21 protein-coding genes and 1 pseudogene are annotated in these 25050 nt (G+C 73.3%); 11 read left to right on the top strand and 11 right to left on the bottom strand.

What is annotated here, in order from left to right; genetic code table 11:
• The first annotated feature begins 9 nt into the window (after window positions 1-9).
• The 3 genes from FYX01_RS12310 (at window position 10) to FYX01_RS26615 (ending at window position 3048) form a co-directional block, all read left to right on the top strand.
• On the top strand, window positions 10-288 hold the full coding sequence (locus tag FYX01_RS12310) for a ubiquitin-like small modifier protein 1 (protein WP_150240704.1): 279 nt from the start codon (window positions 10-12) through the stop codon (window positions 286-288).
• Window positions 289-857: 569 nt separating this feature from the next.
• The gene (gene groL / locus FYX01_RS12320; protein WP_150240707.1) at window positions 858-2489 is read left to right on the top strand and encodes a chaperonin GroEL; all 1632 of its coding nucleotides are present in this window, start codon (window positions 858-860) and stop codon (window positions 2487-2489) included.
• Window positions 2490-2730: 241 nt separating this feature from the next.
• Window positions 2731-3048: a hypothetical protein gene (locus FYX01_RS26615; protein WP_223830419.1), complete on the top strand. Its 318-nt coding sequence runs from the start codon at window positions 2731-2733 to the stop codon at window positions 3046-3048.
• On the opposite strand, the gene FYX01_RS12330 is transcribed toward FYX01_RS26615, so the two are convergent.
• The 3 genes from FYX01_RS12330 to FYX01_RS12340 form a co-directional block, all read right to left on the bottom strand.
• The gene (locus FYX01_RS12330) at window positions 3009-4829 is read right to left on the bottom strand and encodes an ABC transporter ATP-binding protein (RefSeq protein ID WP_150240709.1); all 1821 of its coding nucleotides are present in this window, start codon (window positions 4827-4829) and stop codon (window positions 3009-3011) included. The genes FYX01_RS26615 and FYX01_RS12330 overlap by 40 nt on opposite strands.
• The gene (locus FYX01_RS12335; RefSeq protein ID WP_150240711.1) at window positions 4826-6568 is read right to left on the bottom strand and encodes an ABC transporter transmembrane domain-containing protein; all 1743 of its coding nucleotides are present in this window, start codon (window positions 6566-6568) and stop codon (window positions 4826-4828) included. Before FYX01_RS12335 ends, FYX01_RS12330 begins: the two co-directional genes overlap by 4 nt.
• Window positions 6569-6823: 255 nt before the next feature.
• Window positions 6824-7246, bottom strand: coding sequence for an NUDIX hydrolase (locus FYX01_RS12340; protein ID WP_150240713.1), 423 nt, complete (start codon window positions 7244-7246; stop codon window positions 6824-6826).
• Between the two features lie 195 nt (window positions 7247-7441).
• Between FYX01_RS12340 and FYX01_RS12345 the strand changes: the two genes are divergently transcribed.
• Both FYX01_RS12345 and FYX01_RS12350 read left to right on the top strand, forming a co-directional pair.
• On the top strand, window positions 7442-8767 hold the full coding sequence (locus tag FYX01_RS12345; protein WP_150240716.1) for a glycoside hydrolase family 6 protein: 1326 nt from the start codon (window positions 7442-7444) through the stop codon (window positions 8765-8767).
• 246 nt (window positions 8768-9013) lie between these two features.
• Window positions 9014-10087, top strand: coding sequence for a zeta toxin family protein (locus tag FYX01_RS12350; protein ID WP_150240718.1), 1074 nt, complete (start codon window positions 9014-9016; stop codon window positions 10085-10087).
• 66 nt (window positions 10088-10153) lie between these two features.
• Here FYX01_RS12350 and FYX01_RS12355 read toward each other — a convergent pair whose 3' ends face one another.
• Entirely contained in the window at window positions 10154-11191 is a 1038-nt protein-coding gene (locus FYX01_RS12355; protein WP_150240720.1) for a R2-like ligand-binding oxidase, read from the bottom strand.
• 281 nt (window positions 11192-11472) lie between these two features.
• Here FYX01_RS12355 and FYX01_RS12360 point away from each other — a divergent pair, with 281 nt between their 5' ends.
• Window positions 11473-11709, top strand: a complete 237-nt coding sequence (locus tag FYX01_RS12360; protein ID WP_150240722.1) for a hypothetical protein — start codon at window positions 11473-11475, stop codon at window positions 11707-11709.
• A gap of 54 nt (window positions 11710-11763) precedes the next feature.
• Here the strand turns inward: FYX01_RS12360 and FYX01_RS12365 are convergent, their stop codons facing one another.
• The 5 genes from FYX01_RS12365 to FYX01_RS12385 all read right to left on the bottom strand — a co-directional run bounded on the left by FYX01_RS12365 (window position 11764) and on the right by FYX01_RS12385 (window position 17356).
• Entirely contained in the window at window positions 11764-13410 is a 1647-nt protein-coding gene (locus FYX01_RS12365) for a DNA repair helicase XPB (protein WP_150240724.1), read from the bottom strand.
• Window positions 13411-13545: 135 nt separating this feature from the next.
• Window positions 13546-13686: a hypothetical protein gene (locus FYX01_RS26130; protein ID WP_190394286.1), complete on the bottom strand. Its 141-nt coding sequence runs from the start codon at window positions 13684-13686 to the stop codon at window positions 13546-13548.
• Window positions 13687-13741: 55 nt separating this feature from the next.
• On the bottom strand, window positions 13742-14005 hold the full coding sequence (locus tag FYX01_RS12370; RefSeq protein ID WP_317846060.1) for a hypothetical protein: 264 nt from the start codon (window positions 14003-14005) through the stop codon (window positions 13742-13744).
• A 322-nt stretch (window positions 14006-14327) separates the two neighbouring features.
• On the bottom strand, window positions 14328-14753 hold the full coding sequence (locus FYX01_RS12380; protein ID WP_150240726.1) for a CD225/dispanin family protein: 426 nt from the start codon (window positions 14751-14753) through the stop codon (window positions 14328-14330).
• Between the two features lie 107 nt (window positions 14754-14860).
• Window positions 14861-17356, bottom strand: a complete 2496-nt coding sequence (locus FYX01_RS12385; RefSeq protein WP_150240728.1) for a helicase-associated domain-containing protein — start codon at window positions 17354-17356, stop codon at window positions 14861-14863.
• Window positions 17357-17519: 163 nt separating this feature from the next.
• Here FYX01_RS12385 and FYX01_RS12390 point away from each other — a divergent pair, with 163 nt between their 5' ends.
• From FYX01_RS12390 to FYX01_RS12405, 4 genes are all read left to right on the top strand, one after another.
• The gene (locus FYX01_RS12390; protein ID WP_150240730.1) at window positions 17520-18305 is read left to right on the top strand and encodes a hypothetical protein; all 786 of its coding nucleotides are present in this window, start codon (window positions 17520-17522) and stop codon (window positions 18303-18305) included.
• Between the two features lie 476 nt (window positions 18306-18781).
• Window positions 18782-19165, top strand: a complete 384-nt coding sequence (locus tag FYX01_RS12395; protein ID WP_150240732.1) for a cold-shock protein — start codon at window positions 18782-18784, stop codon at window positions 19163-19165.
• Between the two features lie 187 nt (window positions 19166-19352).
• Window positions 19353-20108, top strand: a complete 756-nt coding sequence (locus tag FYX01_RS12400) for a DUF3027 domain-containing protein (protein ID WP_150240781.1) — start codon at window positions 19353-19355, stop codon at window positions 20106-20108.
• A gap of 141 nt (window positions 20109-20249) precedes the next feature.
• A complete protein-coding gene (locus tag FYX01_RS12405; RefSeq protein ID WP_150240734.1) occupies window positions 20250-23405 on the top strand; it encodes a sacsin N-terminal ATP-binding-like domain-containing protein in 3156 nt (1051 codons plus the stop codon).
• A 15-nt stretch (window positions 23406-23420) separates the two neighbouring features.
• Here the strand turns inward: FYX01_RS12405 and FYX01_RS12410 are convergent, their stop codons facing one another.
• Window positions 23421-24281 (bottom strand): MOSC domain-containing protein, encoded by an 861-nt coding sequence (locus FYX01_RS12410; RefSeq protein WP_150240736.1) that lies wholly within the window; start codon window positions 24279-24281, stop codon window positions 23421-23423.
• Between the two features lie 85 nt (window positions 24282-24366).
• Between FYX01_RS12410 and FYX01_RS12415 the strand changes: the two genes are divergently transcribed.
• A complete protein-coding gene (locus tag FYX01_RS12415) occupies window positions 24367-24792 on the top strand; it encodes a hypothetical protein (protein WP_150240738.1) in 426 nt (141 codons plus the stop codon).
• 18 nt (window positions 24793-24810) lie between these two features.
• Here the strand turns inward: FYX01_RS12415 and FYX01_RS12420 are convergent.
• A pseudogene (locus tag FYX01_RS12420) lies at window positions 24811-25050 on the bottom strand (IS982 family transposase); the annotation flags it as partial.

Genomic DNA, 25050 nt, shown 5'->3' on the forward strand with positions numbered 1-25050 from the left:
AAGTCCGCCATGAGCGCCAGCGTCCGCGTGCCCACCATCCTGCGCACCTACACCGACGACGCCTCCGAGGTGACCGCCAGGGGCGGCACCCTCGCCGAGGTCCTGGACGACCTGGAGGCCAACCACCCCGGCATCCGCGCCCGCGTCCTCGACGACAACGGCAAGGTGCGCCGCTTCATCAACGTCTACGTCGGCGACGAGGACGTGCGGTTCGATAAGGGCCTGCAGACCGAGATCGCCGACGGCGCCCAGATCTCCATCATCCCGGCGGTCGCCGGGGGCTGCTGAGCCCCGCCGACCCGTGTGAGGGGCGGTTCCGGCACCGGAGGGGTGCCGGGGCCGCCCCGTCGCCGTCTCCGGCCCACCGCGGGCCTCGGTCGGGGCTGGCTGGGCGGTGGCGGTCGTACTGACCGTCGCGGCGCCGGCGGTGGGCTCGCGGGCGGTGCGCCGCCCCAGCTCCCGAGCCGGTGGCCCAAGCCCTGGTCCGGGACCCCGCCGGCACGCGGCGCGGGGAGGCCGACGGGGAGCCCGTCGGCCTCCCCGTGTGCCGGATCCCTGGCCGGACTTCCCGTCGCGCTGTCCGCTGAGCGCGGAAAACCCGTGTGTTATGTGGTGTTTGTGCAGGTAGATACTGGGATGCGCTGGAGAGAAATCGTGACCACATCGTTTGCACTCTCGGGGGGCGAGTGCTAAAAATGGATCTGGTTAGCACTCGCCTTCACTGAGTGCTAATCGGAGCGAGGCTGCGAGACCGCGGCACCCGGCAGCAGGGTTGCCGGAAGTTCCGCGGTCGTCCGTCGCGGGCGCACGTCTCGTCCCATCGCGTATCAGCCCGGTCACGGGAGGACAAGAACTCAATGGCAGCCAAACTGATCGCGTTCGACGAGGAGGCCCGTCGCGGCCTCGAACGCGGCATGAACCAGCTCGCTGACGCCGTCAAGGTCACGCTCGGCCCGAAGGGCCGCAACGTCGTTCTGGAGAAGAAGTGGGGCGCCCCCACCATCACCAACGACGGTGTCTCCATCGCCAAGGAGATCGAGCTCGAGGACCCCTGGGAGAAGATCGGGGCCGAGCTGGTCAAGGAGGTCGCCAAGAAGACCGACGACGTCGCGGGTGACGGCACCACCACCGCCACCGTGCTCGCCCAGGCGCTCGTTCGCGAGGGTCTGCGCAACGTCGCCGCCGGCGCCAACCCGATCGGTCTCAAGCGCGGCATCGAACTCGCCGTGGCTCGCATCAACGAAGAGCTCGGCAACCTCTCCCAGGACATCGAGACGAAGGAGCAGATCGCCTCCACCGCCTCGATCTCCGCCGGCGACCCCCAGATCGGCGAGGCCATCGCCGAGGCCATGGACAAGGTCGGCAAGGAAGGCGTCATCACCGTCGAGGAGGGCCAGACCTTCGGGCTGGAGCTCGAACTCGCCGAGGGTATGCGCTTCGACAAGGGCTACATCTCGCCCTACTTCGCCACCGACCTTGAGCGCATGGAGACGGTCCTTGAGGACCCCTACATCCTCATCGTCAACTCCAAGATCTCGAACAACAACGAGTTCCTACCGGTCGTCGAGAAGGTCCTGCAGGCCGGCCGTCCGCTGATGGTCATCGCCGAGGACCTGGAGGGCGGCGCCCTCCAGACGCTGGTCGTCAACAAGATCCGCGGCACCTTCAAGTCCGTCGCCGTCAAGGCTCCGGGCTTCGGTGACCGCCGCAAGGCCCAGCTCGGCGACATCGCCGTGCTGACCGGCGGCCAGGTCATCACCGAGGAGGTCGGCCTCAAGCTGGAGAGCACCGAGCTGGACATGCTCGGCCGCGCCCGCAAGGTCGTCGTCACCAAGGACGAGACCACGATCGTGGACGGCGCCGGCGACGCCACCTCGATCGCCGGTCGCGTGAACGAGATCCGCAACGAGATCGAGCGCACCGACTCCGACTACGACCGCGAGAAGCTCCAGGAGCGCCTGGCGCGCCTGGCCGGCGGCGTGGCCGTCATCAAGGCCGGTGCCGCGACCGAGGTGGAGCTCAAGGAGCGCAAGCACCGCATCGAGGACGCCGTCCGCAACGCCAAGGCCGCGGTCGAGGAGGGCATCCTGCCCGGCGGTGGCGTCGCGCTGCTGCAGGCCAGCGTCCCGGCGTTCGTGAAGCTGGAGCTGGAGGGTGACGAGGCCATCGGCGCCGACATCGTCCGTCGCGCCATCGCCGAGCCGCTCAAGCAGATCGCCGTCAACGCCGGCCTCGAGGGCGGCGTCGTGGCGGAGAGGGTCCGGAACCTGGAGCCCGGGTTCGGCCTGAACGCCGCGACCGGCGAGTACACCGACCTGTTCAAGGACGGCGTCATCGACCCGACCAAGGTCACCCGCTCCGCTCTGCAGAACGCGGCTTCCATCGCTGGTCTGTTCCTGACCACCGAGGCCGTCATCGCCGAGAAGCCGGAGAAGGCCGGCGCTCCCGCCGGTGACCCGACCGGTGGCATGGGCGGCATGGACTTCTAGTAGGTCCGTGAACCTCGGGCCCCCGGGCCCGCAGGCGTCTGAGGTCCGGATACGCGACCTCGCCCGCGACGACCGGGCGGCCCCTCGGGGCCGCCCGGTTTCGCCGTCTCCGGGGCCGGAACCGCCGGTAGGGGCACTGTCCTCGCAGAGGGGTGAAGGTCGTTCTGCGAAGTGTCGGGCGGACGCGGACACGGAGCGTTGCGCTCCCTGTCCGGAGGTGCGAAGCGGAATGAGCCTGGTTGTGGCAGAAGCCGCCCCGGCGGCGGGACCGCCGCGATGGGACTACCTGCTGAGCACCTGGCGAGAGCTGGACGCGCCCGACGCCTGGGACGAGGCGGGGCCGTCGGTCACCCTCCACGAACAGCCCGGCAACGGCCGGTACGACCACGCCACGACCGTGGACCTCGGGGTGAGGATCCGGCTGCCCGCACCCTTCGACGTCGAGCTCGACACGTCCAGGTTCCCCGGCCCCGAGCAGTGGCCGCGGCCCGAGGGCCGACGGGGACCTCCCGGGGCGCGTCAGCCCCGGCCGTGCCAGGCGTGCCACAGGGAGGCGTAGGAGCCTCCGCGGGCGACCAGCTCGTCGTGGCCGCCCAGCTCGCTGATCCGGCCGTCCTCCACCACCGCGATCCGGTCGGCGTCGTGCGCGGTGTGCAGCCGGTGCGCGATGGCCACCACCGTGCGGCCCGACAGCACCCCCGCGAGCGAGCGCTCCAGGTGGCGGGCCGAGCGCGGGTCCATCAGCGACGTGGCCTCGTCCAGCACCAGCACGTCGGGATCGGCCAGCACCACGCGGGCCAGGGCGAGCTGCTGTACGCGGGCCGGGTCCAGCGGGACGTTGCCCGAACCCACCCGGGTGTCCAGTCCGTCCGGCAGTGAGCGCGCCCAGCCGTCGGCGCCCACGGCGGCCAGCGCCTCCCACAGGCGCTCCCGGTCCGCCTCCTCGTCCCCGGGCAGGTCCAGCGCCAGCGCCAGGTTCTCGGCGACCGTGCCCCGGAACATGTGGCTCTCCTGGCTCAGCATGACCACCCGCCCGCGCCGTTGCCCGGGTGCCAGCCCCGACATGGACACCCCGCTCACACGGACGTCTCCCGACGTGGGCGGATGCACGCCGGCGACCAGCTTGCCCAGGGTCGACTTGCCCGCGCCGCTCGGTCCCACCACGGCTAGGCGCTCCCCGGGTGCGAGCACGAGGTCGACACCGTGCAGCACCTCCGTTCCGGTGTAGCCGAAGCGCACCCCGTCCAGGCGGACCTCGCCCGGCCTCCCGCCAGAGGGCGCGTCCGGCCCGGAGGGCCCCTCCTCGGCGAGCTCCACGCCCAGGAGCCTGCGCAGGCTCGTGAAGCCCATCATCAGGCTGTCCACCTGGTCCAGCACCTGCTCCAGGGGCCGTCCCGTCTGCCTGCTGAGGAAGACCGCCGTGGCGACCTCCCCCAGGCTCAGCGGCCCGTCCACGTACAACAGGCCCGCCGCCAGGAAGGTCAGGGCGATCGGGAGCATGTACGCGACCTCCAGCGGCGGGTACCAGACGCACCTCAGCCACAGGGTGTACCGCTCCGCCGCGTAGGCGCGGCCCACGCGCTGTTCGTTGAGCGCGGTCTGGCGGGCCTGCCGACCCAGCGCCTCGATCGTGTGCGCGCCCTCCACGGTGTCGGTCACGCCCTGGGTCAGGTCCGAGTAGGCGGCCAGCTCACGCACGTATCCGTCCGGTGCCCTGCGGGCGTACCAGCGCGTGGACACCCACAGCACGACCACGGACGGCGCCCACGCCAGGAGCAGGGCCGGATGCAGGACTGCTGTCGCCACGACGACGATGACCAGGGTCACCGTGCTGACCGCCATCACCGGCACCGCGACGCGCACGGTGTGGCTCAGGTGGCCGATGTCGCGGCCGGTGCGCGCCACGAGGTCGCCCGTGCCCGCGCGCTCCACCACCCCCAGCGGCAGCCGGAGCACCGCGCGCACGAACTCCTCGCGCAGCTCCGCCAGCACGGTCTCACCGAAGCGGATCGAGGCCGCCACGGACACCAGGGTGAACCCGGCGTGCAGCACCAGCGACACGACGATCAGCGCGGCGAGCACGTCGATGCGCGAGGAGGCCCCCTCCGCGCGCACGGTGTCGATGATCACGCCGAGGATCCAGGGCGAGGCCAGCGCCATGAGCGCGGCCAGTCCGTACAGGAGCACGACGACGGCGAACAGGGCGCCGTGCTCCCGCCCGGCGCGGCGCAGCCGTGCCCACACCGCGGGAGCGGACGCGACCGGCAGCCCGGCGGTGTGGTGCTCCCGCGGTGCCCCGGCCGTACCGGCGGCCTCGGCGCGGTCGGCGGTCTGGGTCATGGCCTCCCCTCCGTGGGGACGGCGCGCAGGACGGCGGCGGCGTAGCGGGGGGACGCGGCGAGGAGCTCCCGGTGGGTCCCCTCTGCCACGAGGCGGCCCTCCTCGACGAACTGCACGCCGTCGGTGTGGTCGAGCAGCAGGGGACTGGTGGTGACCAGGCCGGTCGTGCGGCCCGCGCGTTCCACGGGCAGCCGTGCGGCGATGGCGGCCTCGGAGTGGGCGTCCACGGCCGAGGCGGGCTCCACGAGCAGCAGGATCTCCGGGTCCAGCGCCAGGGCGCGGGCCAGGCGGAGCCGCTGCTGCTGGCCGCCGGAGTACTCGCGTCCGCGCTCGGTGAGCAGCGCGTCCAGTCCGGCGGCGGACCGGCGCACCACGTCGTCGGCGCGGGCGGCGCGCACGACCTCGGCGAGGCGCTCGTCGGAGACGCCGCGGTCCGGGGCCAGCTCGTCGCGCAGTGTTCCGGAGAACAGGTGCGCGTCGTTGGAGGCGACGAGGACACGGCGGCGCACCCACGCGCGGGGCAGGTCCCGCAGGCGCACGGACCGGCCCGTGGAGGTGTCGACGAGCACCGCGTCGGCGCCCTCCTCGTCCCGGTAGCGCCCCAGGCGCTCGGCGATGGCGGTGGCGTCCGCGGGGTCGGCGCACACCACACCGGTGGTGCGCCGCGCACCGATGGTCACGCCGCTGCCCGGGTCGTGCAGGTCGCAGGGGGCGGTCGGTCCACGCACCGGGTGCTCGGGGTCGGGGTGGTCGTGCTCCAGGCTCAGCACGCGTACCACGCGACCCGCGGCCACGCGGGCGGAGGCGAACAGGGACAGGGCGCGCATCAGGTGGCGCACGGCCGTGGACAGCGTGCCGGTGTAGCCGTAGAAGGCGACGAGCTGGCCGGTGGTGACCTCCCCGGACAGGGCCAGGCGCGCGCCGTACCAGACGATCCCGACCAGCAGCAGGCCCGGGAGGAGCTCGCGTACGGCGTTCAGCGCGGCGTCCGCCCAGCCCACGCGCACGGCGGCGGAGCGGACCCGCCGCGAGGCGGTCCGGTGGCGGTGGTCCACGGTGCGCTCGCCGCCCACTCCCCGCAGCACGCGCAGGCCCGCCACCAGGTCGGTGGCCAGGGTGGTGAGTTCGGCCTGCCGGTCGCGCTGGTGCTCCTGCCGTTGGGAGAACAGGCGCAGCAGGGGGACCGTCCCCGTCATGATGAGCGGCACCGCCACCAGGACGACCAGGCCGAACGCGGCGTGCGAGGTGAGCATCAGCGCGCTGACCGCGGCCACCGCCACGACGGAGGACAGGAACTGCCCCGCGATCGCGTGGAAGTCACCGATGCGGTCGATGTCCTCGGTGCCCACGGCCACCACCTCGCCCGAGGGCAGTCTCCGGGTGAGCGTGGGCCCCATGCGTACGGAGTGGTTCGTGACCGCCTGGATGGTCCGGTAGGCGGAGGCGTACCAGTTGAAGCACTCGGCCCGGTGGCAGACGGGGACCAGCGCGACGACGGTCACGACGAGCGCGGTGAGGACGCCGAACCAGGTGAGGAGGGCGTCCAGGTCCCCCCGGACGAGCCCGGAGTCGAGGGCGGCGCCGAGCGCGGCGGAGATGAGCACGCCGCAGACCATGAAGGCACCCGTGGTCGTCCCCGACCACAGCAGCGAGCGCCACTCCTTCAGGGCGAGCCACCACAGGAACCAGTGGGCCGACCGGTGCTCGGGAGCGCCGGGAGGCTGGGGAAGTGTCCGCACAGTATCCGGACTGTAACCAGGGGAACGCGGAGGGGCCACTTGTTTTCCGCTGGTCGTCCGGCCGTCCGTGGGCCGGAAGGCCGTCCACAGACGGGAGGCGCCGCTGGTGCGGGGCACGGAGGCGGACCGGGCTCGGACACGGGGGCGTCTTCGCCGCTCAGGAGCGCGCCGCGCGCCCCCGGATCCAGTGCGACCGTCCCACGCGCCCGTCCGCCGGACCCGGCCCCGGCCTGTGGACGGCTTCGCGCGGGAGCCTCAGCGGAGGGTGCCCTCGGCGTGCAGCAGTTCGACGAGGCGGCGCACGGCCGGGGCGCAGCGGTCCCGGTCGGCGAAGCCGATCCACGCCAGGTCGGCGATCTCGTTGTCCACCGCGATCTCGCCGTCGTACTCGGCGGTGTGGCACGACAACCGCACCCGGGTGCCCGGGGCCTGCGCGTGGGCGGCCTCGTCGATCACCGCGATCCTTCGGAACGTGCCCGGGCGCAGGACCACGCTGACCTCCTCACGGGCCTCCCTGGCCACAGCGGCCTCGTCACTCTCTCCCGGCTCACGCTTGCCGCCGGGGAGGTAGAACAGGTCCACCCCCTCGGTGCGGACGCACAACAGGCGCCCCTGACGGACGTGGACCCAGGCCAGGGCGTCGATGACGGCGGGAGGGGAGGACGGGGTGGGAGACATGTGATCACCCTATGTCATCTCGCGGACGCGGATTCCGGGAAAAGCATCCGTTACCCCCCTGGGACTGGAGGACTCCACGGGGTAACCTGACGGCGCTTGGGAGCGCTCCCACACCCCCCGGGGGCCTCCAGGTCCCCGGGGGATACGGGGATACGGGAGATCAGAACGGGGACCGACTCAACGAAGGAAAGGCTCATGTCCCGCACACGCACAGCCATCGGAGCCGTCATAGGCTCCGTCTCGGCACTGGCCACGGGAGCGGCGCTGCTCAGCATGGCGCCCGCCTCGGCCAGCGAGTCCGAGTTCTACGTCAACCCCAACACATCGGCGGCCGTCTGGGTCCAGGAGAATCCCGGCGACCACCGGGCCGACGTCATCCGCGAACGCATCGCCTCGGTCGCGCAGGCCACCTGGTTCACCCAGCACAACCCCGGCGAGATCCGCGGCGACGTGGACGAGGTGGTCAGCGCCGCCGACGCCCAGGGGAAGAGCCCCATCCTCGTGGTCTACAACATCCCCGGACGCGACTGCGGCAACCACAGCGAGGGCGGGGCGCCCGACCACGGCGCCTACCGCTCCTGGGTGGACGAGCTGGCGTCCGGACTGGAGGGCCGTCCCGCCACCATCGTCCTGGAGCCCGACGCCCTCCCGCTGGTGAGCGGTTGCAGCGACCCGTCCGAACTCCTGGACTCGATGGCCTACGCGGGCAAGGCGCTCATGGCGGGCTCCTCCGAGGCCCGGGTGTACTTCGACATCGGGCACTCGGCCTGGCTGGACCCCCAGGAGGCCGCCGACCTGCTCAACGGCGCGGACATCGCGAACAGCGGCCACGGCGTGGCCACCAACACCTCCAACTACAACTGGACCGACGACGAGGTCGCCTTCGCCGGGGCCGTCATCAACGCGACCGGCGTCTCCGGGCTCGGAGCCGTGGTCGACACCAGCCGCAACGGCAACGGCCCCGCACCCGACGGTGAGTGGTGTGACCCGCCGGGACGGATGATCGGCCGCCCCAGCACCACCAACACCGGCAACCCGCTGGTCGACGCCTTCATCTGGACCAAGCTGCCGGGTGAGGCCGACGGCTGCATCGCGTCCGCCGGGCAGTTCGTGCCGCAGGCCGCCTACGACATGGCGGTGAACGCCCCCGAGCCCCCGGACGAGCCCACCGACCCCGGCGAGGAGCCCACCGACCCGGGTGAGGAGCCGACCGATCCCTCCGGCGACGGCTGCACGGCCGAGTACACGATCGACAACGACTGGGGAAGCGGCTTCCAGGCGACGGTGACGGTCACCGCCGACTCCGCCCTCACCGGCTGGACCGTGACGTGGACCTACACCGACGGCCAGCAGGTCAGCCAGGGCTGGAACGCCGACATCTCCTCCAGCGGGTCACAGGTCACCGCGACCGACCTGGGCTGGAACGGCGGCCTCGACGCCGGCGGCAGCACCGGCTTCGGGCTCACCGGAACCCACAGCGGCGCCAACAGCGTGCCGGACGTGGCGTGCTCCGCGGCCTGACGGCCACGGACACCTGACGGGGTGGGGCGTTCTCGCGTCCCACCCCGTTTTCCGTCTCCCCGGCCCCTCCGGACCCGCCCCTCCCGTCCGCCTCCGGCCATCGGCGCCGAACCCCGCACTTCCGGCGGAGCGACGTACTAGCATCCCCGGTGTCAGCGGCGACGACCAACCGATTCCGGTCCCCTCCGGCTCCGGTTCCCCCGGCGCGGGGCCACGGCCGCTTCCGAAGCCTGGAAGGTAGACAGCATGGCGGTTCCACACGCGGAGGAACGGTTCCTCCGACCGCTCCTGGCGGACAGCTCCTGCGGCGGCGTCCCAGCGCAGACCGGCCCCCGGAGGGAGGCGCGCGAGCAGGCCCACAACCTGTACAGCGCGGCCGTCGGCGCATGCCTGGGCCGCGCCGAAACCCGACCCGAACTCAGGGAACGCGCCGCCGGGCTCCTCAAGGAGGAGGCCCGGCTGCCCTTCCTCGCCTCCGACGAGGTCGACCGGCTCAACCGCGAGCTGCCCGAGGTCCTCACCGACCTGCGGGCGGACCCGGTGCGCGTCCGCGACGGAGCCACCCCGGAGGATCCGCGCAGGACCCTGGCGGAGACGGAACTGGCCGCCCTGTTCGACCTCGCGCTCCGCGACCGGCTCACCGGCGCGGCCCGCGAACGGCCCCGGCTCCTGCTCCTCGGCGGCCAGCCCGGCTCGGGCAAGTCCACCCTGCAGCGCCTCCTCCTGCCCGTCCTGCCCGAGGGCACCGTCAGCTACGACGGCGACGACCTGCTGCGCCTGTCGCCCGACTACGAGTGGGCGATGACCGCCGACGACCGCGTCGCGTCCTTCTCCCTGGCCCGGCAGGTCGGCGGGCTGCACGGACTCGCCATGGAGTACCTGCGCGCGGGCCGCGTGGACGTGGTGTGCAGCCACCCCCTCGGCCGCGCGGACTGGGCGGCGTCCTGGGTCGAGGGGTTCCGCGACGCCGGATACCGGGTCGAGGTCGCCTTCGTGGCCACCCACTCCTCCAACAGCCGGTTCTCCCTCGCCGACCGCCACGCGCGGTCATGCGCCCAGCAGGGTTTCGGCAGGTGGATGCCCGAACTCCACCACGACCGCTTCTACCTGGGGGTGCCCAACACGGTGGAGTTCCTGGAGACCCACCGGCTGGCGGATTCGCTCTACGTGCTCTCCCGCGACGGCGAGGTTCTCTACGCCAACCACCAGGAGGACGGCGACTGGAGGACCGAGCCGTTCGGCCGGATCGCCCTGGAGGCCGAGCGCGGACGCCGCGACCAGTGGCACGGGGAGGGGACCGTGCCCCACGGCGCCTTCTGAGGGCGCCCACGGCGCCCTCCGGGGCCGGGGCGCGGACGCGGGGTGCCCCGCCGGGCGCCCCGGCCGTCAGTTCCCGGCGGTCGCCTTGCGCATGGCCTCCCGGTCCTCCTCGCCGAAGCGCTCCTCCAGGTCCTCGGGGGCGGCGTCCAGATCGATCCGGGACACGGGCACCCCGCGCGCGGACCCGATCGCGCCCAGGCGCCGCAGCGCCCGGTCGCCCGCGTACCTGACCAGCTCCTCGGGCGGCAGCTCGTAGCGCCGTGCGTCGGGGTCACCAGAGGGCTTCCCGCCGCGCTCGACCGTGGACATCACGTGCGGCAGCAGTTCGTCCAGGCGCTCGCCCACCACGCCCCAGTTGGCGTCGTCGGCCGCGACGTGGCGCCGGCACGTGAAGGTCCCCCACGCCATGTGGCGCCGCTCGTCGTCGCCGATCCGCCGCACGATCCGCCGCATACCCGGGAAGATGTCCCGCACCGTGCACACGTGGTTCCACGCGTAGTACCCGGTCAGCGCCAGCGACCCCTCGATGACGTGGTTGTAGGTCACCGAGGCGCGCACCTGGTTGCGGGGGCTCGGGTCCTCCAGCAGCCTCTCCAGGGACCCGGGCAGCTCCTCGTGGAACAGCTTGCGGTAGCCCGGGTTGGCGTCGACGTGCTCGTGCAGGTCCTCCTGGACCCCGATCGCGTCCAGCCACAGCCGGAACGCCTGGACGTGCTTGGCCTCCTCGAACGCGAACTGGGTCAGGTACATCTCGTCGCCCAGCCGCCCCTCCGAGGCCATGGCCCGGATGAAGGGCTGGATGTCCTCGGTGACCGCCTCCTCGCCCGCCACGAAGAACGCGCACAGCCGCAGGACGCTCGTGCGGGCGCCCCCGCCCAGCTTCTTCCAGTCCTCGGCGTCCTGGCTCAGGTCGATGTCCGCGGGGTCCCAGAACCTGGCGTTGCCCTTGCCGAAGAGCCTGAGCGGTAGGGACTCCCAGTTCAGGCCGCCCTTCCGGAGGGCGTGGAAGCCGGTGCGCCGCTCGCCGGCGGCCGGTTCGGGGAGGCTGGCGGCCGGGGAACCGGCACTGTCGGACTCGGACTCGGGGGCGGGGGAGCCGGGCATGGGAGGACCTCCTGGAAGAGCTGTCGTGCCCTCATGATTGGACACGGGGAGGCTTCGTGTAAAGAGCGGAGGCGGCGCCCGTCACCGGGGAGCCGAATTCGGTTCCGTCGGGAGGAGGACGGCGGGGCGGGGGACCCCGCTCAGGGCGTTCCGGTCGGGGCGGGACGGCGACGGAGCCGGGACGAAGCCGGGATTCGGTCGGTGTCGCTGGCGATCCGCACCTTCCGGAACGGTACGGTCAGGGAGTACCGCCCGCACCGAACGACCGATCGGGAGACGACGTGTTCTGTGGTGATCCCGGCACTTCCGGCTACACCGCGTGCGCCGCCCAGACCCAGCTCTTCGCGTTGGCCTCCGCCATCCCCGCGCTGCTCGGACTGGTGCTCCTCGTGGCCGCCTTCGCCGCGCCCTCGGTCCGGGGGGACCGGCTCCTGCGCACCCGCACCCTCAGCTACTCCCTGGTGGCCTGGGGGATCGCGGCGGGCACCTACGTCATGGGCGTCCTGCCCTCCGTCTGACGGGAGGGGCGGCGCCGCGCCTCCCACCCCCTCCGCCCGGGGCCTCGGGTCCGGTCAGGTCTCCTCGCCCGACAGCAGGTCGGAGGCGTCGGTGATCCGGTAGGCGTAGCCCTGTTCGGCCAGGAACCGCTGCCGGTGCGCGGCGTAGTCCTGGTCGAGGGTGTCACGGGCCACCACGGCGTAGAAGCGGGCGGCGCGCCCGTCGGTCTTGGGGCGCAGGACCCGGCCCAGCCGCTGCGCCTCCTCCTGGCGGGAACCGAAGGAGCCCGAGACCTGGACCGCGACACCGGCCTCGGGCAGGTCGATGGAGAAGTTCGCGACCTTGGAGACCACCAGCGTCCGCAGTTCACCGGAGCGGAAGGCGTCGAAGAGCCGCTCGCGCTCCTTGTTGCGGGTCTCACCCTTGATCACCGGCGCGCCCAGCGACTCGCCCAGGTCGTCCAGCTGGTCGATGTAGGAGCCGATCACCAGCACCTGCTCATCGGGATGGCGCTCCACGATCTCCCGGACCACGGAGGTCTTGGTCTCGGAGGAGGCGCAGAACCGGTAGCGGTCCTCCGGCTCGGCGGTCGCGTAGGCCAGCCGCTCGGACTGCGACAGGTCCACACGGACCTCCACGCAGTCCGCCGGGGCGATCCACCCCTGGTTCTCCATGTCCTTCCACGGAGCGTCGTAGCGCTTGGGGCCGATCAGTGAGAACACGTCGCCCTCACGGCCGTCCTCGCGCACCAGGGTCGCGGTCAGACCCAGGCGGCGACGCGCCTGGAGGTTGGCGGTCATGCGGAAGATCGGCGCGGGCAGCAGGTGCACCTCGTCGTAGACCACGAGCCCCCAGTCGCGGGCGTCGAACAGCTCCAGGTGCGTGTACGCGCCCTTACGCTTGGCCGCCATCACCTGGTAGGTGGCGATCGTGACCGGGCGGATCTCCTTGCGGGTGCCCGAGTACTCGCCGATCTCGTCCTCCGTCAGCGAGGTGCGCCGCAGCAGCTCCGTCCTCCACTGGTGCACCGACACGGTGTTGGTCACCAGGATGAGCGTGGTCGCGCCGGTCATGGCCATCGCCGCCGCGCCGACGATGGTCTTGCCCGCGCCGCACGGCAGCACCACCACGCCGGACCCGCCCGCGTGGAAGCTCTCCGCGGCCTCCTTCTGGTAGCCGCGCAGCTCCCAGCCGTCCTGGTCCAGGTCGATCTGGTGCGACTCGCCGTCCACGTATCCGGCCAGGTCCTCGGCGGGCCAGCCGACCTTCAGCAGTGCCTGCTTGAGGTTGCCGCGCTCACTCGGGTGCACGGCGACCGAGTCCTCGTCCAGCCGCTCGCCCAGCATCCCCCTGAGCTTCTTGGCGCGGACGACCTCCTCCAGCACGGCCCGGTCCGAGGACTCCAGGACCAGTCCGTGCACCGGGTCGCCGACGATCCGGAGCCGCCCGTAGCGGTCCATCGTCTCGGTGATGTCCACCAGCAGCGAGTGCGGCACCGGGAACTTGGAGAAGCGGATCAGCGCGTCCACGACCTGCTCCGCGTCGTGTCCGGCGGCTCGGGAGTTCCACAGCGCGAGTGGCGTGACCCGGTAGGTGTGCACGTGTTCGGGGGCGCGCTCCAGCTCGGCGAAGGGTGCGATGGACCGGCGGCACTCGGCGGCGAGCTCGTGGTCGACCTCAAGCAGGAGCGTCTTGTCGGACTGGACGATCAGGCAGGACACACGGACCTTCAATCTCGCGGGGAGGGGCGGCCCCAGGTGCAACACATCCGGGCCCCTGATCATGCCCGCAAAACCGTGGTCTCAGACGGAGGCCGTCGTCACCGGTCGCCGCCCGCGCCGCGTGCGGCGGCCGGCTCAGGCCGTGGCGGCCTCTCTGGTCACCATGAACACGACGAGGACGAGCATCGGGCCCAGGACCGGGCTGGCCAGGTTCTGCGGCTCCGTCTGGCGGGGAAAGCCCGGGCAGGGGACCGGGGGAGGGGGACGCGGCCCCATGCCGTAGCCGGTTCCGAGGGGGTGCGGGGGCCGGGTCAGGGGCCGGGAAGCCGGGTCAGGAGGTCAGGAGGAACATCATCACGAACAGGACCATGACCGGGATCGTGAAAAGCACGAACAGGATGACGTAGGCGAAGGTGCACGCCCAGGTGTACCGGATGTACCGATCCACCTCGACCGGATCGGGGAGCCTCCTCAGCGCCGCGATTCCGAAGCCGATCCCGGGGACGTTCACCACCAGCAGGAAGAACCAGAAGTCCAGGTAGATCATCAGGGCCGGCCCCGCCACGGTCAGGACCGCCACCACCAGTGCCGCCACGGCACCGCCCACCCGTGCGGGGGGCGCGGCCGGCGGGGGCGTCCCGGGGGGATACGCCGGGTCGGTCGGGGGAGGCGCCGACAGCCCGGGCCGCCCCGACGCACCGGAGGGCGCCGGGGGTCCCGCGGATCCGTACGGCGCCCCGCCCCCGGACGGCGCCGGGCCGGGAGAGGAGCCCTTCCTCTCCCAGAAGCCCCTCGGATCGCCTCTGCCGCTGCCGCTCATCACCGTGCCGCCTCCCCGCCGTCGCGCACCGGCGCACAGCGTTCCCGTTCCCGTGTCCGCTCACGCGGTGCCCGCGGGCCCGGTCCGCCAAACCCGGTCAGTAGTTGGTGACCGGGACGATTCCCTCGATCCATGATCCCGCCTGGGTGAACAGGACGAACGTCAGCACCAGCATCACGAAGAGCATCACCCCGGCCGCGCCCAGGCAGTACCAGGAGTAGCGGGTGAGGGTCTCGGCCTGGTCCGGACGCCCCCGGTCGCGCGCGTGCGCGGCGCGTACCGCGAACACGATCCCGGCGATGCCGAACAGCCAGTTCGCACAGCACACGAAGGTCAGGGCGTGCAGGATCAGGGCCATCGTGGAGCTGCTGGACCCACCTGGCACCTGGCGTTCCCCGCGGTCGGCCCCGCGGTCCCCGTCGCGGTCATGCCCGGGGTCCCGGGTCCTGCCGCGCTCGCGGCCGTCGTCATGTCCGCGGTCACGGGGGGACGATGCCCCGGGGGGCAGCGATGCGTTGCTCATGGGGGTTCTCTCGCTGTCGGTGGGCGACCAACTCGCCTCCACCCTAGTCCTCCGGAGCCTCCGCGACCCGGTACCCGGCCCCTGGAGCCGGACCGGCCCGGCGGCCGTCAGGAGGTCTTCCCGGGAGATCCCCACCGCTCCTCGGACTCCTGCTCCAGCTCTGCCACGGCCGTCACCCGGTGCACCGCGAACCGGTGCACCGCCGCACGCGTGGCGTCGTAGGCGGTCAGGAAGCCGCCGTCCACGCCCGAGGGCTCCACGATCCGGCTCACCTGGCGCCCGTCGGTGTCGGTGTAGCCGATCCACACCCTCCGCCTCTCCCGGGCCGCCCGCGCGAGCACCTCCAGTACCACCACCGACCGTGAACCCGCCGGGCCGTCCTCGGGCAGCGAGACCGGCCTGCGCACCGCCATGGCCGCCTCGTCCCCGGCCCGCAGGGCGCGTACCGCCTCGTCCGCCAGCTCCCGGGGAGAGACCCCCTCGCCCGGTACGGGCGGCACGTTCGCCGAGTCGGCCCGTCGCACCTCGGGACGGCCCAGGCTCATCGACCCGTCCCCGCCCTCGGGCACCGGGTGGTACCCAAGCTGCCGCAGCCGCTCCACCAGCGCCGGCCGGGTCGAACGGCTCGCCACCACGGTCGGGGCGAGCCGCAGCAGCCCCAGGTCCGCGGCCCGGCGGTCGTTGACCAGCTCCTCCAGCAGCGCTGGCTCGTCGCACCGCAGGTAGCTCGACGCCGTACCCGCGCGCAGCCGCCCGTGCCGCCGTCCCACGTCCGAGACCAGGTACCGCAGCGCCTGGGGGAGCGGGGTGCGCGAGTGGCGTTCGAGCATGGCGGTGATGTCGTCGGTACCGCGTCCGACGTCCAGGGCCCGGCGCACCGACTCCTCGGTGAACCGGTACACGGTGGCCCCGCCGGTGGACTCCACGTCGGCGACCAGGGCCAGCTCCCGGGCCAGGTCGGGCACCAGCGGCCCCGGCGCGACCGCGGTCAGGTCGCCCTGGACCAGCACGTAGTCCAGCGGCTTGGGCAGCTCCTTGGCCAGGATCCGCGCGGCGGCGTCCTCGTCGCCCTCCAGCAGCGGCCGGACGTGGTCGGCCAGTGCTCCGAGCCCGGTCAGCCCGAGCGCCGCGGCCTCGGCCTCGGCGGTCCGCACCAGCTCGGCGTGGACCGGCGACTGGCGGCGCGGACGGCGCCAGGCCAGACGGGCGGACAGCGAGTCCGGCAGCGGCGTGAACCCGGGCTCCGCGGTGCCCAGCTCCCCGAGCAGGTCGCGGCGGGCCTGTGGAGCGGTGGGCCGCTCCAGGCCCGGACCGAGCAGGTTGCGCACCCGCCCGCCCGAGTCGCGCGAACCGGTCAGCGTCGCCACGCGGTCCGACTCCAGCCACGCCGACGCCAGGCGCAGCCACCGGCGCCCGGGCGGGCGCTCCCGCCACAGGTCGTACTCGCGGGTGGGCAGCCATTCGCCCTCGACCCGGTCGTCCACCGCGAGCAGCCCGGCGGCGTACGCGACCTCCACGAACAGGGCGGCGGTGGACTCGTCGGTGTCCATCACCCGGGTGGCGCGGCGAAGGTCGCGCACCCCCAGCCCGCCGTTGCGCAGCACCGCCGCAGGCTCCTGGGACCAGTGCTCCAGCAGCTCCTCCACCGCGCGCAGCACCGTGAACGCCTGCCCGGCGGCCGTCCGGGTGACGGCGTCGGCGGGGTTCTGCGTACCCGCGAACGGCGGCGGAGCGGTGGTGACCTCACGGAACAGCAGCCCCGAGCGCAGGTGGACCCCCACCTCGCGCGGCAGGGTGAGGGTGTCCTCCCCGCTCGGCAGCAGCAGGGCGCGGGCGATGAGCGCGTCGACCGGTGAGGAGGCGGTGGCCAGGGTGACCTCGCGGCGGGCGCCGGAGACGGTTCCGTGGGGCGGCCCCCAGGCCATGCTGTCCAGCAGCCTGCGGGCCTGGGGTCCGTCGCTCACCTGGCCGACCAGCGCGGCCACCCGGCCGGGATCGGCCAGGAGCGTGGCGACCGCCTCCACGGGCGTGCTCGCGGTGCTGTCGGGCGCGAGGTCGTCGGCCAGCCTCCTGGCGGCGCCGGGCGGCAGCGCGGCCAGCAGCACGCGCGCGGGCGGGCCGAGCCGGGCGGGGTGGGGGAGCAGATCGCGCAGTACCTGCACGGGGCGCAGCCGCCCCCGGTCGGGCCAGATCAGCGCCAGCCCCATCAGGGTGTCCAGGGCACGGGTGAGCGGGTCCTCCGCCGGGTCGGGCGCGGGCGCCAGCCCGAGCGCTCCGGCCAGGTCGACGGTGGGCACCCCCACCGGTTCGGACAGCCGGTCGTCGCCGAGCGCGACCACCGACTCCAGCACCTGGAGGGTGAACCGGTCCAGGCGCTCCAGGATCCTCAGGACGGTGTTGCGGGCGGTCGCGCGGGAGGCGAGCGCGCCGAGGTCGGCCGGGACCGGCCGGGCCAGGTCGGGACGGGCGCGCAGCAGGTCGGCGAGTGCGGAGTCCGATCGGCCGCGCAGCCATGAGGTGAACGTGGGAAGGCGGCCCGACGCGGGGGGTTCGCTGCTCCCCGTGCCTGGTTCGTGCTCGTCGGACTGTGCGTTGTCGGTCATCACGTCAACGCTAAGCGATTCCCGCCCCGGGGTTCGCGCGAGCCCGCTCCACTCCTGCGGGCACGCCCGCCGCACGGTCGCAGACCGTATCCGAAGGCAGTTCTATGACCGGAATTCTCAAGAGGGGCTTAAAAGCCAGGTCATGGTAGGCCAATATGGGAGTATGACCCAGCGCTCGGAACAATTGGTACTCGATTATCTGTCCGAGGTCGGCCTGGTTCTGTACGGTCACATGACCGCGAAGGAACGTACCGCCTACCTCACGAGTGTGCGCTCGCGTATCAACGCGCGCCGTGCCGCCGCGGGAAGGGACGACGCGGACACCGTTCGGGGGATCCTCCGGGGCTTCGGATCCCCCCGCGACCTGGTGGAGCGGGAGGTCGCCGGCCGCGACCTCGACATCGAGGACGACGAACTGATCCCGCCCCGGCCCGTTCACGCCCACCGGCCGCCACCGCCCTGGCGGGGCGGGCCCAGCCGCGGTCTGCTGTCCCTGTTGGAGGGCCCCGGCCAGGCGTACGTGCACATCAGGGGCCGCCGCGCGGACCGGGCCGCCCGCGGCGACCGGGGGCCGGGGCCCCTGCACGGCCTGGCGTCGGTGGCGCGCCACACCCCGGGCGAGGCCGTCGCCCTGCTCCTGCTGCTCGCGGCGGTGCCCTGGTGGTGGAACCTGTCGTTCCTGTGGGTCCTCGGCGCGGCCCTGATCCTCCTCAGCCAGGTGTGGGCGGCCAGGGACAAGTGGATCGGCGTGGGCCTGCCCCTGCTGTCCTGCGCGGTCGGCATGGCCCTGTGGGCCGGAGACGCCAGGTTCGTCGACCAGTACGTCCAGGAGTCCCTGGCCGCCACCGGCGTCGTCGGGCTCGGACTGGCCTCCCTGGTGTGCGCGGTCTACCTCTACCCGAGGGCCCTGCGCTCGGCACGGGCCGCTGAGGGCGCCGAGGAGCGCTGACCACGGACGGAGGCACGGGTCACTGCTTGGCAAACGCTGGGAATAACCTTTTCCGGTCGGCCCGTCACCGTGCGTCCGAACACGCGGATTCGGGTAGTCATGTCGGTACACCGCCTCATTCGGTTGACGGCGGTCGCGTCAGTACCGGTGGCCCGGCCTCCAGCCCGGCCACCACTCCCGTCGAGGCGGTCCATGTCTCCGCCGAGTCCCGTCCCACACTCCGCGCCCAGCGGTGAGGGGCCGCCACCGACGCCGCGAGGCCCGGGTGATCCGTATCCGGGCCTCGTTCCATGTCCGGCCCGGCCGCGGGGAGCCCGACACGGAGAGGCGGCCATGCCCTCGCGCCCGTGAGCCCCGGGGCATTACCTTTGGAGGCACCCATGGAAACCAGGGGCGCTCCGGGAACGGGCGGACGGCGCGGACCCCCGCGTCCTCCCTGCTCCGGGCGCACGTCACTGAAAGCATGAGGTCATCAGGTGCCCACCGGCAAGGTCAAGTGGTACGACGGCGACAAGGGCTTCGGCTTCCTCACCCGGGACGACGGCGGTGAGGTGTTCGTGCACTCCTCCTCGCTCCCCGAGGGCACCGTGCCGCTGCGCCCCGGCCAGAGGGTCGAGTTCGGCGTGGCCGAGGGGCGCAGGGGCGCGCAGGCGCTCCAGGTCAAGCTCCTGGACACCCAGCACTCGGTCGTCAGGGCACGGCGCAAGAAACCCGACGAGATGGTGGTCATCACGGAGGACCTCATCAAGCTGTTGGAGGACCTGTCCAACGGCTACCGCAGGGGCCGCCACCCCGAGCGCAGGGAGGCCGCCAAGATCGCCTCCGTGCTGCGGGTGGTCGCCGACGACCTGGAGGCCTGAGCGGCCGCCGACCCCCTGGGCGCGGTGGCCCGGGTCACATGCGACCGGCGCACGACCGTATCAAGAGGGTGTATCGGTCGAACCTTGACCCGCGTTATGGTCAAATCGGTGCCCGCGATCAGTGAGAATGGGAAACGTGAGCCCTTCTCGACGTTCTCCTGTACCGGACAAGGCATGTATCGAGGCGGTGGATCTGGCCCGCTCTGTGGCCGCCGAGGCCGGACGGCCCGAATGGGTGGGTGAGCACCTCGCCCCCCAGATCGAGGACACACGCCTGATCACCCACTACTTCACCTGCCTGGACCCCGCCTACCCGGGGTGGAACTACGCCGTTACCGTGGTCCGCGCCTCGCGCGCCAAGAAGGTCACGGTCAACGAGGTCGTTCTGCTGCCCGGCGAGGGCGCCATGGTCGCGCCCGAATGGGTTCCATGGAAGGAACGGCTGCGCCCCGGCGATGTCGGTGTGGGCGACCTGCTGCCCACCGAGGAGGACGACGACCGCCTCGTCCCCGGCTACGCCCAGGTGCCCGACAACGACCTGGACGAGGAGGGCGTGGACCGGCAGATGGTGTGGGAGCTGGGCCTGGGCCGACGCCAGGTGCTCTCCGAGACCGGCCGCGAGCAGGCCGCCGAGCGCTGGTACAACGGCGAGGCCGGACCGCGCAGCCCGATCGCCGCGGCCGCGCCCGCCCACTGCCTGACATGCGGCTTCATGACGCCCCTCGCCGGTGAACTACGCCAGATGTTCGGCGTGTGCACCAACGAGTACGCCCCCGACGACGGCAAGGTGGTCTCGATGGACCACGGCTGCGGTGCCCACTCCGAGGTGCGTCGGCCGGAGGCGCGAGGTGAGCCGGTCGGACCGGTCGTGGACGAGATGGGCTACGACCACATCGTCTTCGACGACACCGCCGAACTGGAGCTGGTCTCCTCCGACTCCTGAGCACGCCGCGCCGGTGAGCCGCCGCGCCGTACGACCGGACCCCGGCCCTCCACCACGGTGGGCTAGGGTCGGTTCACCGCATCCGCTTCCACCCCGGGTGCACCGTGCCGGGCCGCGCCCGCAGCGCAGGAGGAAACCGCTATGGCCGATCCGTTGACCGCTTCGGTGGCCGATCCCTACAACACCGCAGAGCTGCGCCGACGCGTACTCGCGGCGTGGGCCGACGCGCCCGCCCGGTTCCGCGAGGACGCCAACGCGGAGGAGGACTTCGCGCTCGGCGGCTACCGCGACCGGGTCGTGGTCGAGCTGGCCCAGAACGCCGCCGACGCCGCCCGCCGCGCCGGCGTGCCCGGACGGATGCGCCTGGCGCTGGCCGGCCACCGGCTGACCGCCGCGAACACCGGTGCCCCGCTGACCCCCGAGGGCGTGGAGTCGCTGGCCACGCTGCGGGCCTCCACCAAGCGCGACGAGCACGGCTCCACCGGGCGCTTCGGGGTGGGCTTCTCCGCGGTCGCGGCGCTCAGCGACGACGTCACCGTCGACTCCGGCGGCGCGGCCGTCCGCTTCAGCGCCGAGGCCGCCCGCGCCTCCGTCACCGACCTGCTCTCCGAGGAGGGCACCCACGGTGGCCTCGCCGAGGAGGTGGAGCGCCGCTCCGGGCACGTTCCCATGCTGCGCCTGCCCTTCCCCGCCCAGAGCACCATCGGCGGGACCTCCGCCGGGAGCGCCGCGGTCGGGGGCTACGACACCGTCGTCACCCTGCTGCTGCGCGACGACTCCGTCCGCGACCGGGTGCGCGAACTCCTGGACCGCACCGGGGAGGCGCTCCTGCTGGCCCTGCCCGGCCTCTCCGAGGTCCGCGTGGACGTGGAGGGCGCCGAGCGCGTCCTCACCCGGGAGGAGACCACCGGGACTGCCGACCTGATCACCAGCCACCGGGACGCCGAAGGTACCCGCACCACCCTGTGGCGCGTCCTGAGCAGGTCCGGCGCCTTCGACCCCGACCTGCTCGCCGACCGCCCCACCGAGGAGCGCGGCCGCACCGCGTGGTCACTGACCTGGGCGGTCCCGGTGAACGAGGAGGGCACGGTCGCCACCCTGCCCGCCGACGTGGACGCCGTGGTCCACGCGCCCACGCCCACCGACACCGAACTCGACCTTCCCGCCGTCCTCATCGGCACCTTCCCGCTCGGCAGCGACCGGCGCGCGGTCCAGTCCGGGCCCGCCACCGACCTGCTGCTCGGGGAGGCCGCCGACGCCTACTGCGCCATGCTGCGCCGCTTCGACGCCCGTGCCGCCCTGGAGCTGGTACCCGGTACCCGGGTGGGCGGCGGCGCCGTCGACGCCGCCTTCCGCGCCCGCGTCGCCGAACCCCTGCGGGACACCCCGTTCCTGACCACCGCCGCCGGTGCGCCGGTCGCCGCGCGCGAGGCCGTGCTGCTCGACACCGGCGGGTCCGACGGTGCGGACGTCCTCGCCACGGCCCTGTCCGAGCTCGTCCCCCAGCTGCTGCCCGGCACGTGGAACCCCCGCCATCCGGCGCTGGCCGCCCTGCGCGTCCACCGCGTCGGACTGGCCGACGTCGCCGACCTGCTGGCCGACACCGACCGGCCGCCGCGCTGGTGGGCCACCCTCTACACCGCCCTCGCCAGCGCCGGGAGCGGCGGCGCCGACATCGAGGAGCTCGGCGCCCTGCCGGTCCCGCTCGCGGACGGGCGGCTCGTGCGCGGGCCCCGGTCCCTGCTGACGCCGGGCGAGGACTGGGACGCGGTCAGCGACGCCCACGGCAACCGGGTCTCCCCGGACGCCCTGGCCACCCTGGGCGTGCGCGTGGTCCACCCCGAAGCGGTCCACCCGCTTCTGAACCGCCTGGGCGCGGTGGAGGCCGGCGCCGCCACCGTCCTGTCCGACCCGCGCACCGAGGCCGCCGTCCGCGACTCCCTGGACGCCGTCGACCCCGAGCCCGTGGCCGAGGCCGTCCTGGACCTCGTCGCCGCCTCGGGGACCACCGTCGCCGACGCGCCCTGGCTGTCCGAGCTGGCCCTGCGCGACGACGAGGACGGCTACTCGGTCGCCGCCGAACTCCTCGTCCCCGGCGCGCCCCTGGCCGACCTGCTCATGGACGACGCACCCTTCGGCACCGTGCACTCCGACCTCGTGGAGCGGCACGGGATCGACGCGCTGCGCGCGGTCGGAGCCCTGTGGGAGCTGACCGCGGTCCGCGCGGAGGAGGCCGCGCTGGGGGAGGACCTGGTCTCGGTCTTCGACGGCGCCGCCGGGGAGGACGGCCCGGACGGTCTGGAGGACTGGGCCGACGAGGTCCTCGAACGCGTCGGCGACCCCGAGCTGCCGCCGGTCGTGCCCGAGCTGGTGTGCGTGGCCGACCTCGACTGCATCGCCGACGACCAGTGGCCCCGGGCCCTGGCCATGCTCGCGGAGGGGCCGCTGCGCGACGCGGTCACCGCTCCCACCCGGGTGCTGCTGCCCGACGGCCGTGTGGTGGACGTGCCCTCCTACACCGCCTGGTGGCTGCGCGGCCGCGCCCTGCTGGACGGCAGCGCGCCGGTCGAGCTGCGCACCGCCGACGCCGAACCCGCGCTGACCGGCCTGTACGACGAGGTGTCCGCCGACGTCGACCCGGAGTTCGCCCGCGCCCTGGGCGTGCGCACCACCCTGGCCGACCTGCTGACCGACCCCGACGGACCGGACGACCTGCTCGCCCGCCTGGCCGACCCGGCCCGGCACGTGGACCGCACGGCGCTGCGCCGGGTGTGGGCCGCCCTCGCCGGGGTGGACTCCGACCTGGTCACCCCGCCGACCATGGTGCGCGCGGTGCGGGGCGGCGCGATCGTGGTGGCCGACGTCGAGTACGCCGTCGTGGTGGACTCCCCGGACCTGCTGCCGCTGCTGGGGGACCGCGCCCTGGTACTGGCGCCGGCGGAGGCCGCCGAGGCCCTGGCGGACGTGCTCGACCTGGACCTGGCGAGCGAGGTCGTGACCGGCAAGGTCGGTTCGGCCGGGCAGATCCGCTCGGTACCGGACGAGGCCGACCTCTTCCTCGACCCCGACGGTGAGCCCGACCGCACCTACCTGCACCACCCGACGCTCACCGTGGACGGTGTCGAACTGGAGTGGTACGTCGGCGACGGCTCGGTACACGCCTCCACCACCGGCGGGCTGGCCCGGGCCCTGTGCTGGCGCGCCGGCCAGTGGTCGCGGCGGCACCTGCTCGCGGCCGCGCTGCGCGACCCCTCCGCGGCGGCCCTTCTCCTGGCCGAGTCCGACCTGGGCGACTGAGGGGCGCTCCGGCGGTCACGCCAGGACGGCGGCCAGCCGCTCGCCCAACCCCTCCTCGGGCTCGTCCCAGGCGGTGACCTCCGGTTCGTCGCCGACCGACAGCGTTCCCGGGAGGGTGACGGCGAACTTGGCGCCGAAGGACACCCCGCCCGCGTCGGCGCGGCGGTAGGCCGCCAGCGTGCGCAGGGGTTCGGGCCCGCTCCTGACCCCCCGGTCCTGGTCCACCGTGGTGACCGCGCAGCGGACGCACACCTTGGCGTAGCCCAGTTCCGCGGTACCCAGGCGCACGGCGCGGACACGGTCCTCGGTGTGCGGCTCGGGCCAGCCCGACACCACGATGTTGGGCCGGAAGCGGTCGAGCGGCACGGGTTCGGCGCCGCGCGCGAGGATGCGTTCGTTGAGCAGGTCCAGTGAGGACAGGGACACCATCAGCACGGCCGTGCTGTCGGCGAACGCGCTGGTGCCCGGGGTCATCCCGCCCACCCGGCGGTCGTGGTCCGGGGGCACCCGTACCAGGCGGCTCGGCGCGCCGAGCGCCTCCGACAGCCATCCGGCGGCCTCGGCGCCCTGGTCCACGCCCGTGAACCGCTGCTTGTGCACCGTCACGTCCAGGCGCGGCCCCTCCGGAACGGCCGTGACCTCGACGGGGCCGAGCCCGTCCAGGTCCAGGCGCAGGCGCGCGCCGTCGGCGCCGACACCGGCGCGGACGAGCGCCATGCGGGGATCGTTGCGCTGGCTGCGGAAGTTCCCGTCGGCGTCGACCACCATGAACGTGCGGTCGTGCGCGATACCGGCGGGCGTCATCTCGGCGGTGCGCACGGAGGTGCCCGCACACCCCTTGACCGGGTAGTGGACGAGTTCGGCGATTCGGACCATGGGCAGACGCTATCGCCACCGGCGGGAGCCGCTGTACGCGGCGGGGTAGCCTCGGCATCCCCGCAACCGACAGGGATCCCCCCCCATGCGCGCACCCTCTCCCGTCCCCCTCGCCCTGGTCGCCCTCCTCCTCGCGTCCGGCTGCCACGGCGACGGCGAGGCCCCTCCCGTGGAGGAGGCCGTTCCCGCGGAGGGGCCCGTCACCGAGCACACCTACGGTCCGGGCCGGCAGATCACCGTGGACCTGACCATGCGCGCCGGGGACGACGGCGGTCGCACGACCCCGTTCTTCTCCGGGTACCGGACCACCGTCCGGTTCGAGCACCGTGACCAGGTGGCCGGATGCACCGCCCGGCTGCCCGTGGGAACGCGCGAGTTCCGGCCCGGGGAGAGCCACGTCATCGGCCTGGAGTGCGACACCGAGGTCACCGTGCACGTGGACGCCCCCGGACTCGCACTGCTGGACGGAGACGACGAGCACGGGTCCGGAGAGGTGGTCTTCACGGGCTAGATGAGTGATTCCAAGGGGTCAGTGGTCGTAGGCCGTCAAAGAGCGTAGGACCGGCTGGCCGGTGCGATCGTTGTGCCAGATCGCGGCGGTCAGCGCCAGGATCCGCTGGAGCACCCGCGTGATCACCCCGACCGGGGTGCGACCGCCGTGTCGCTCCAGGTCCAGCTGGCCCTTGAAGGTCTGGTTGATGGACTCGATGACCTGACGCAACGGCCGCAGCAGGTACGCCCCGGCCCGTGGGGGCTCGCCCTTGCGGGC

Origin of the sequence: Nocardiopsis quinghaiensis (assembly GCF_008638365.1) — a bacterium.
GTDB lineage: Bacteria > Actinomycetota > Actinomycetes > Streptosporangiales > Streptosporangiaceae > Nocardiopsis > Nocardiopsis quinghaiensis.

Coding starts and splice junctions, on each gene's coding strand:
- FYX01_RS12310 (WP_150240704.1), top strand. CDS start 10: ATGAGCGCCAGCGTCCGCGTGCCCACCATCCTGCGCACCTACACCGAC.
- groL (WP_150240707.1), top strand. CDS start 858: ATGGCAGCCAAACTGATCGCGTTCGACGAGGAGGCCCGTCGCGGCCTC.
- FYX01_RS12330 (WP_150240709.1), bottom strand. CDS start 4,829: ATGACCCAGACCGCCGACCGCGCCGAGGCCGCCGGTACGGCCGGGGCA.
- FYX01_RS12340 (WP_150240713.1), bottom strand. CDS start 7,246: ATGTCTCCCACCCCGTCCTCCCCTCCCGCCGTCATCGACGCCCTGGCC.
- FYX01_RS12345 (WP_150240716.1), top strand. CDS start 7,442: ATGTCCCGCACACGCACAGCCATCGGAGCCGTCATAGGCTCCGTCTCG.
- FYX01_RS12350 (WP_150240718.1), top strand. CDS start 9,014: ATGGCGGTTCCACACGCGGAGGAACGGTTCCTCCGACCGCTCCTGGCG.
- FYX01_RS12355 (WP_150240720.1), bottom strand. CDS start 11,191: ATGCCCGGCTCCCCCGCCCCCGAGTCCGAGTCCGACAGTGCCGGTTCC.
- FYX01_RS26130 (WP_190394286.1), bottom strand. CDS start 13,686: ATGGGGCCGCGTCCCCCTCCCCCGGTCCCCTGCCCGGGCTTTCCCCGC.
- FYX01_RS12380 (WP_150240726.1), bottom strand. CDS start 14,753: ATGAGCAACGCATCGCTGCCCCCCGGGGCATCGTCCCCCCGTGACCGC.
- FYX01_RS12385 (WP_150240728.1), bottom strand. CDS start 17,356: ATGACCGACAACGCACAGTCCGACGAGCACGAACCAGGCACGGGGAGC.
- FYX01_RS12390 (WP_150240730.1), top strand. CDS start 17,520: ATGACCCAGCGCTCGGAACAATTGGTACTCGATTATCTGTCCGAGGTC.
- FYX01_RS12405 (WP_150240734.1), top strand. CDS start 20,250: ATGGCCGATCCGTTGACCGCTTCGGTGGCCGATCCCTACAACACCGCA.
- FYX01_RS12410 (WP_150240736.1), bottom strand. CDS start 24,281: ATGGTCCGAATCGCCGAACTCGTCCACTACCCGGTCAAGGGGTGTGCG.
- FYX01_RS12415 (WP_150240738.1), top strand. CDS start 24,367: ATGCGCGCACCCTCTCCCGTCCCCCTCGCCCTGGTCGCCCTCCTCCTC.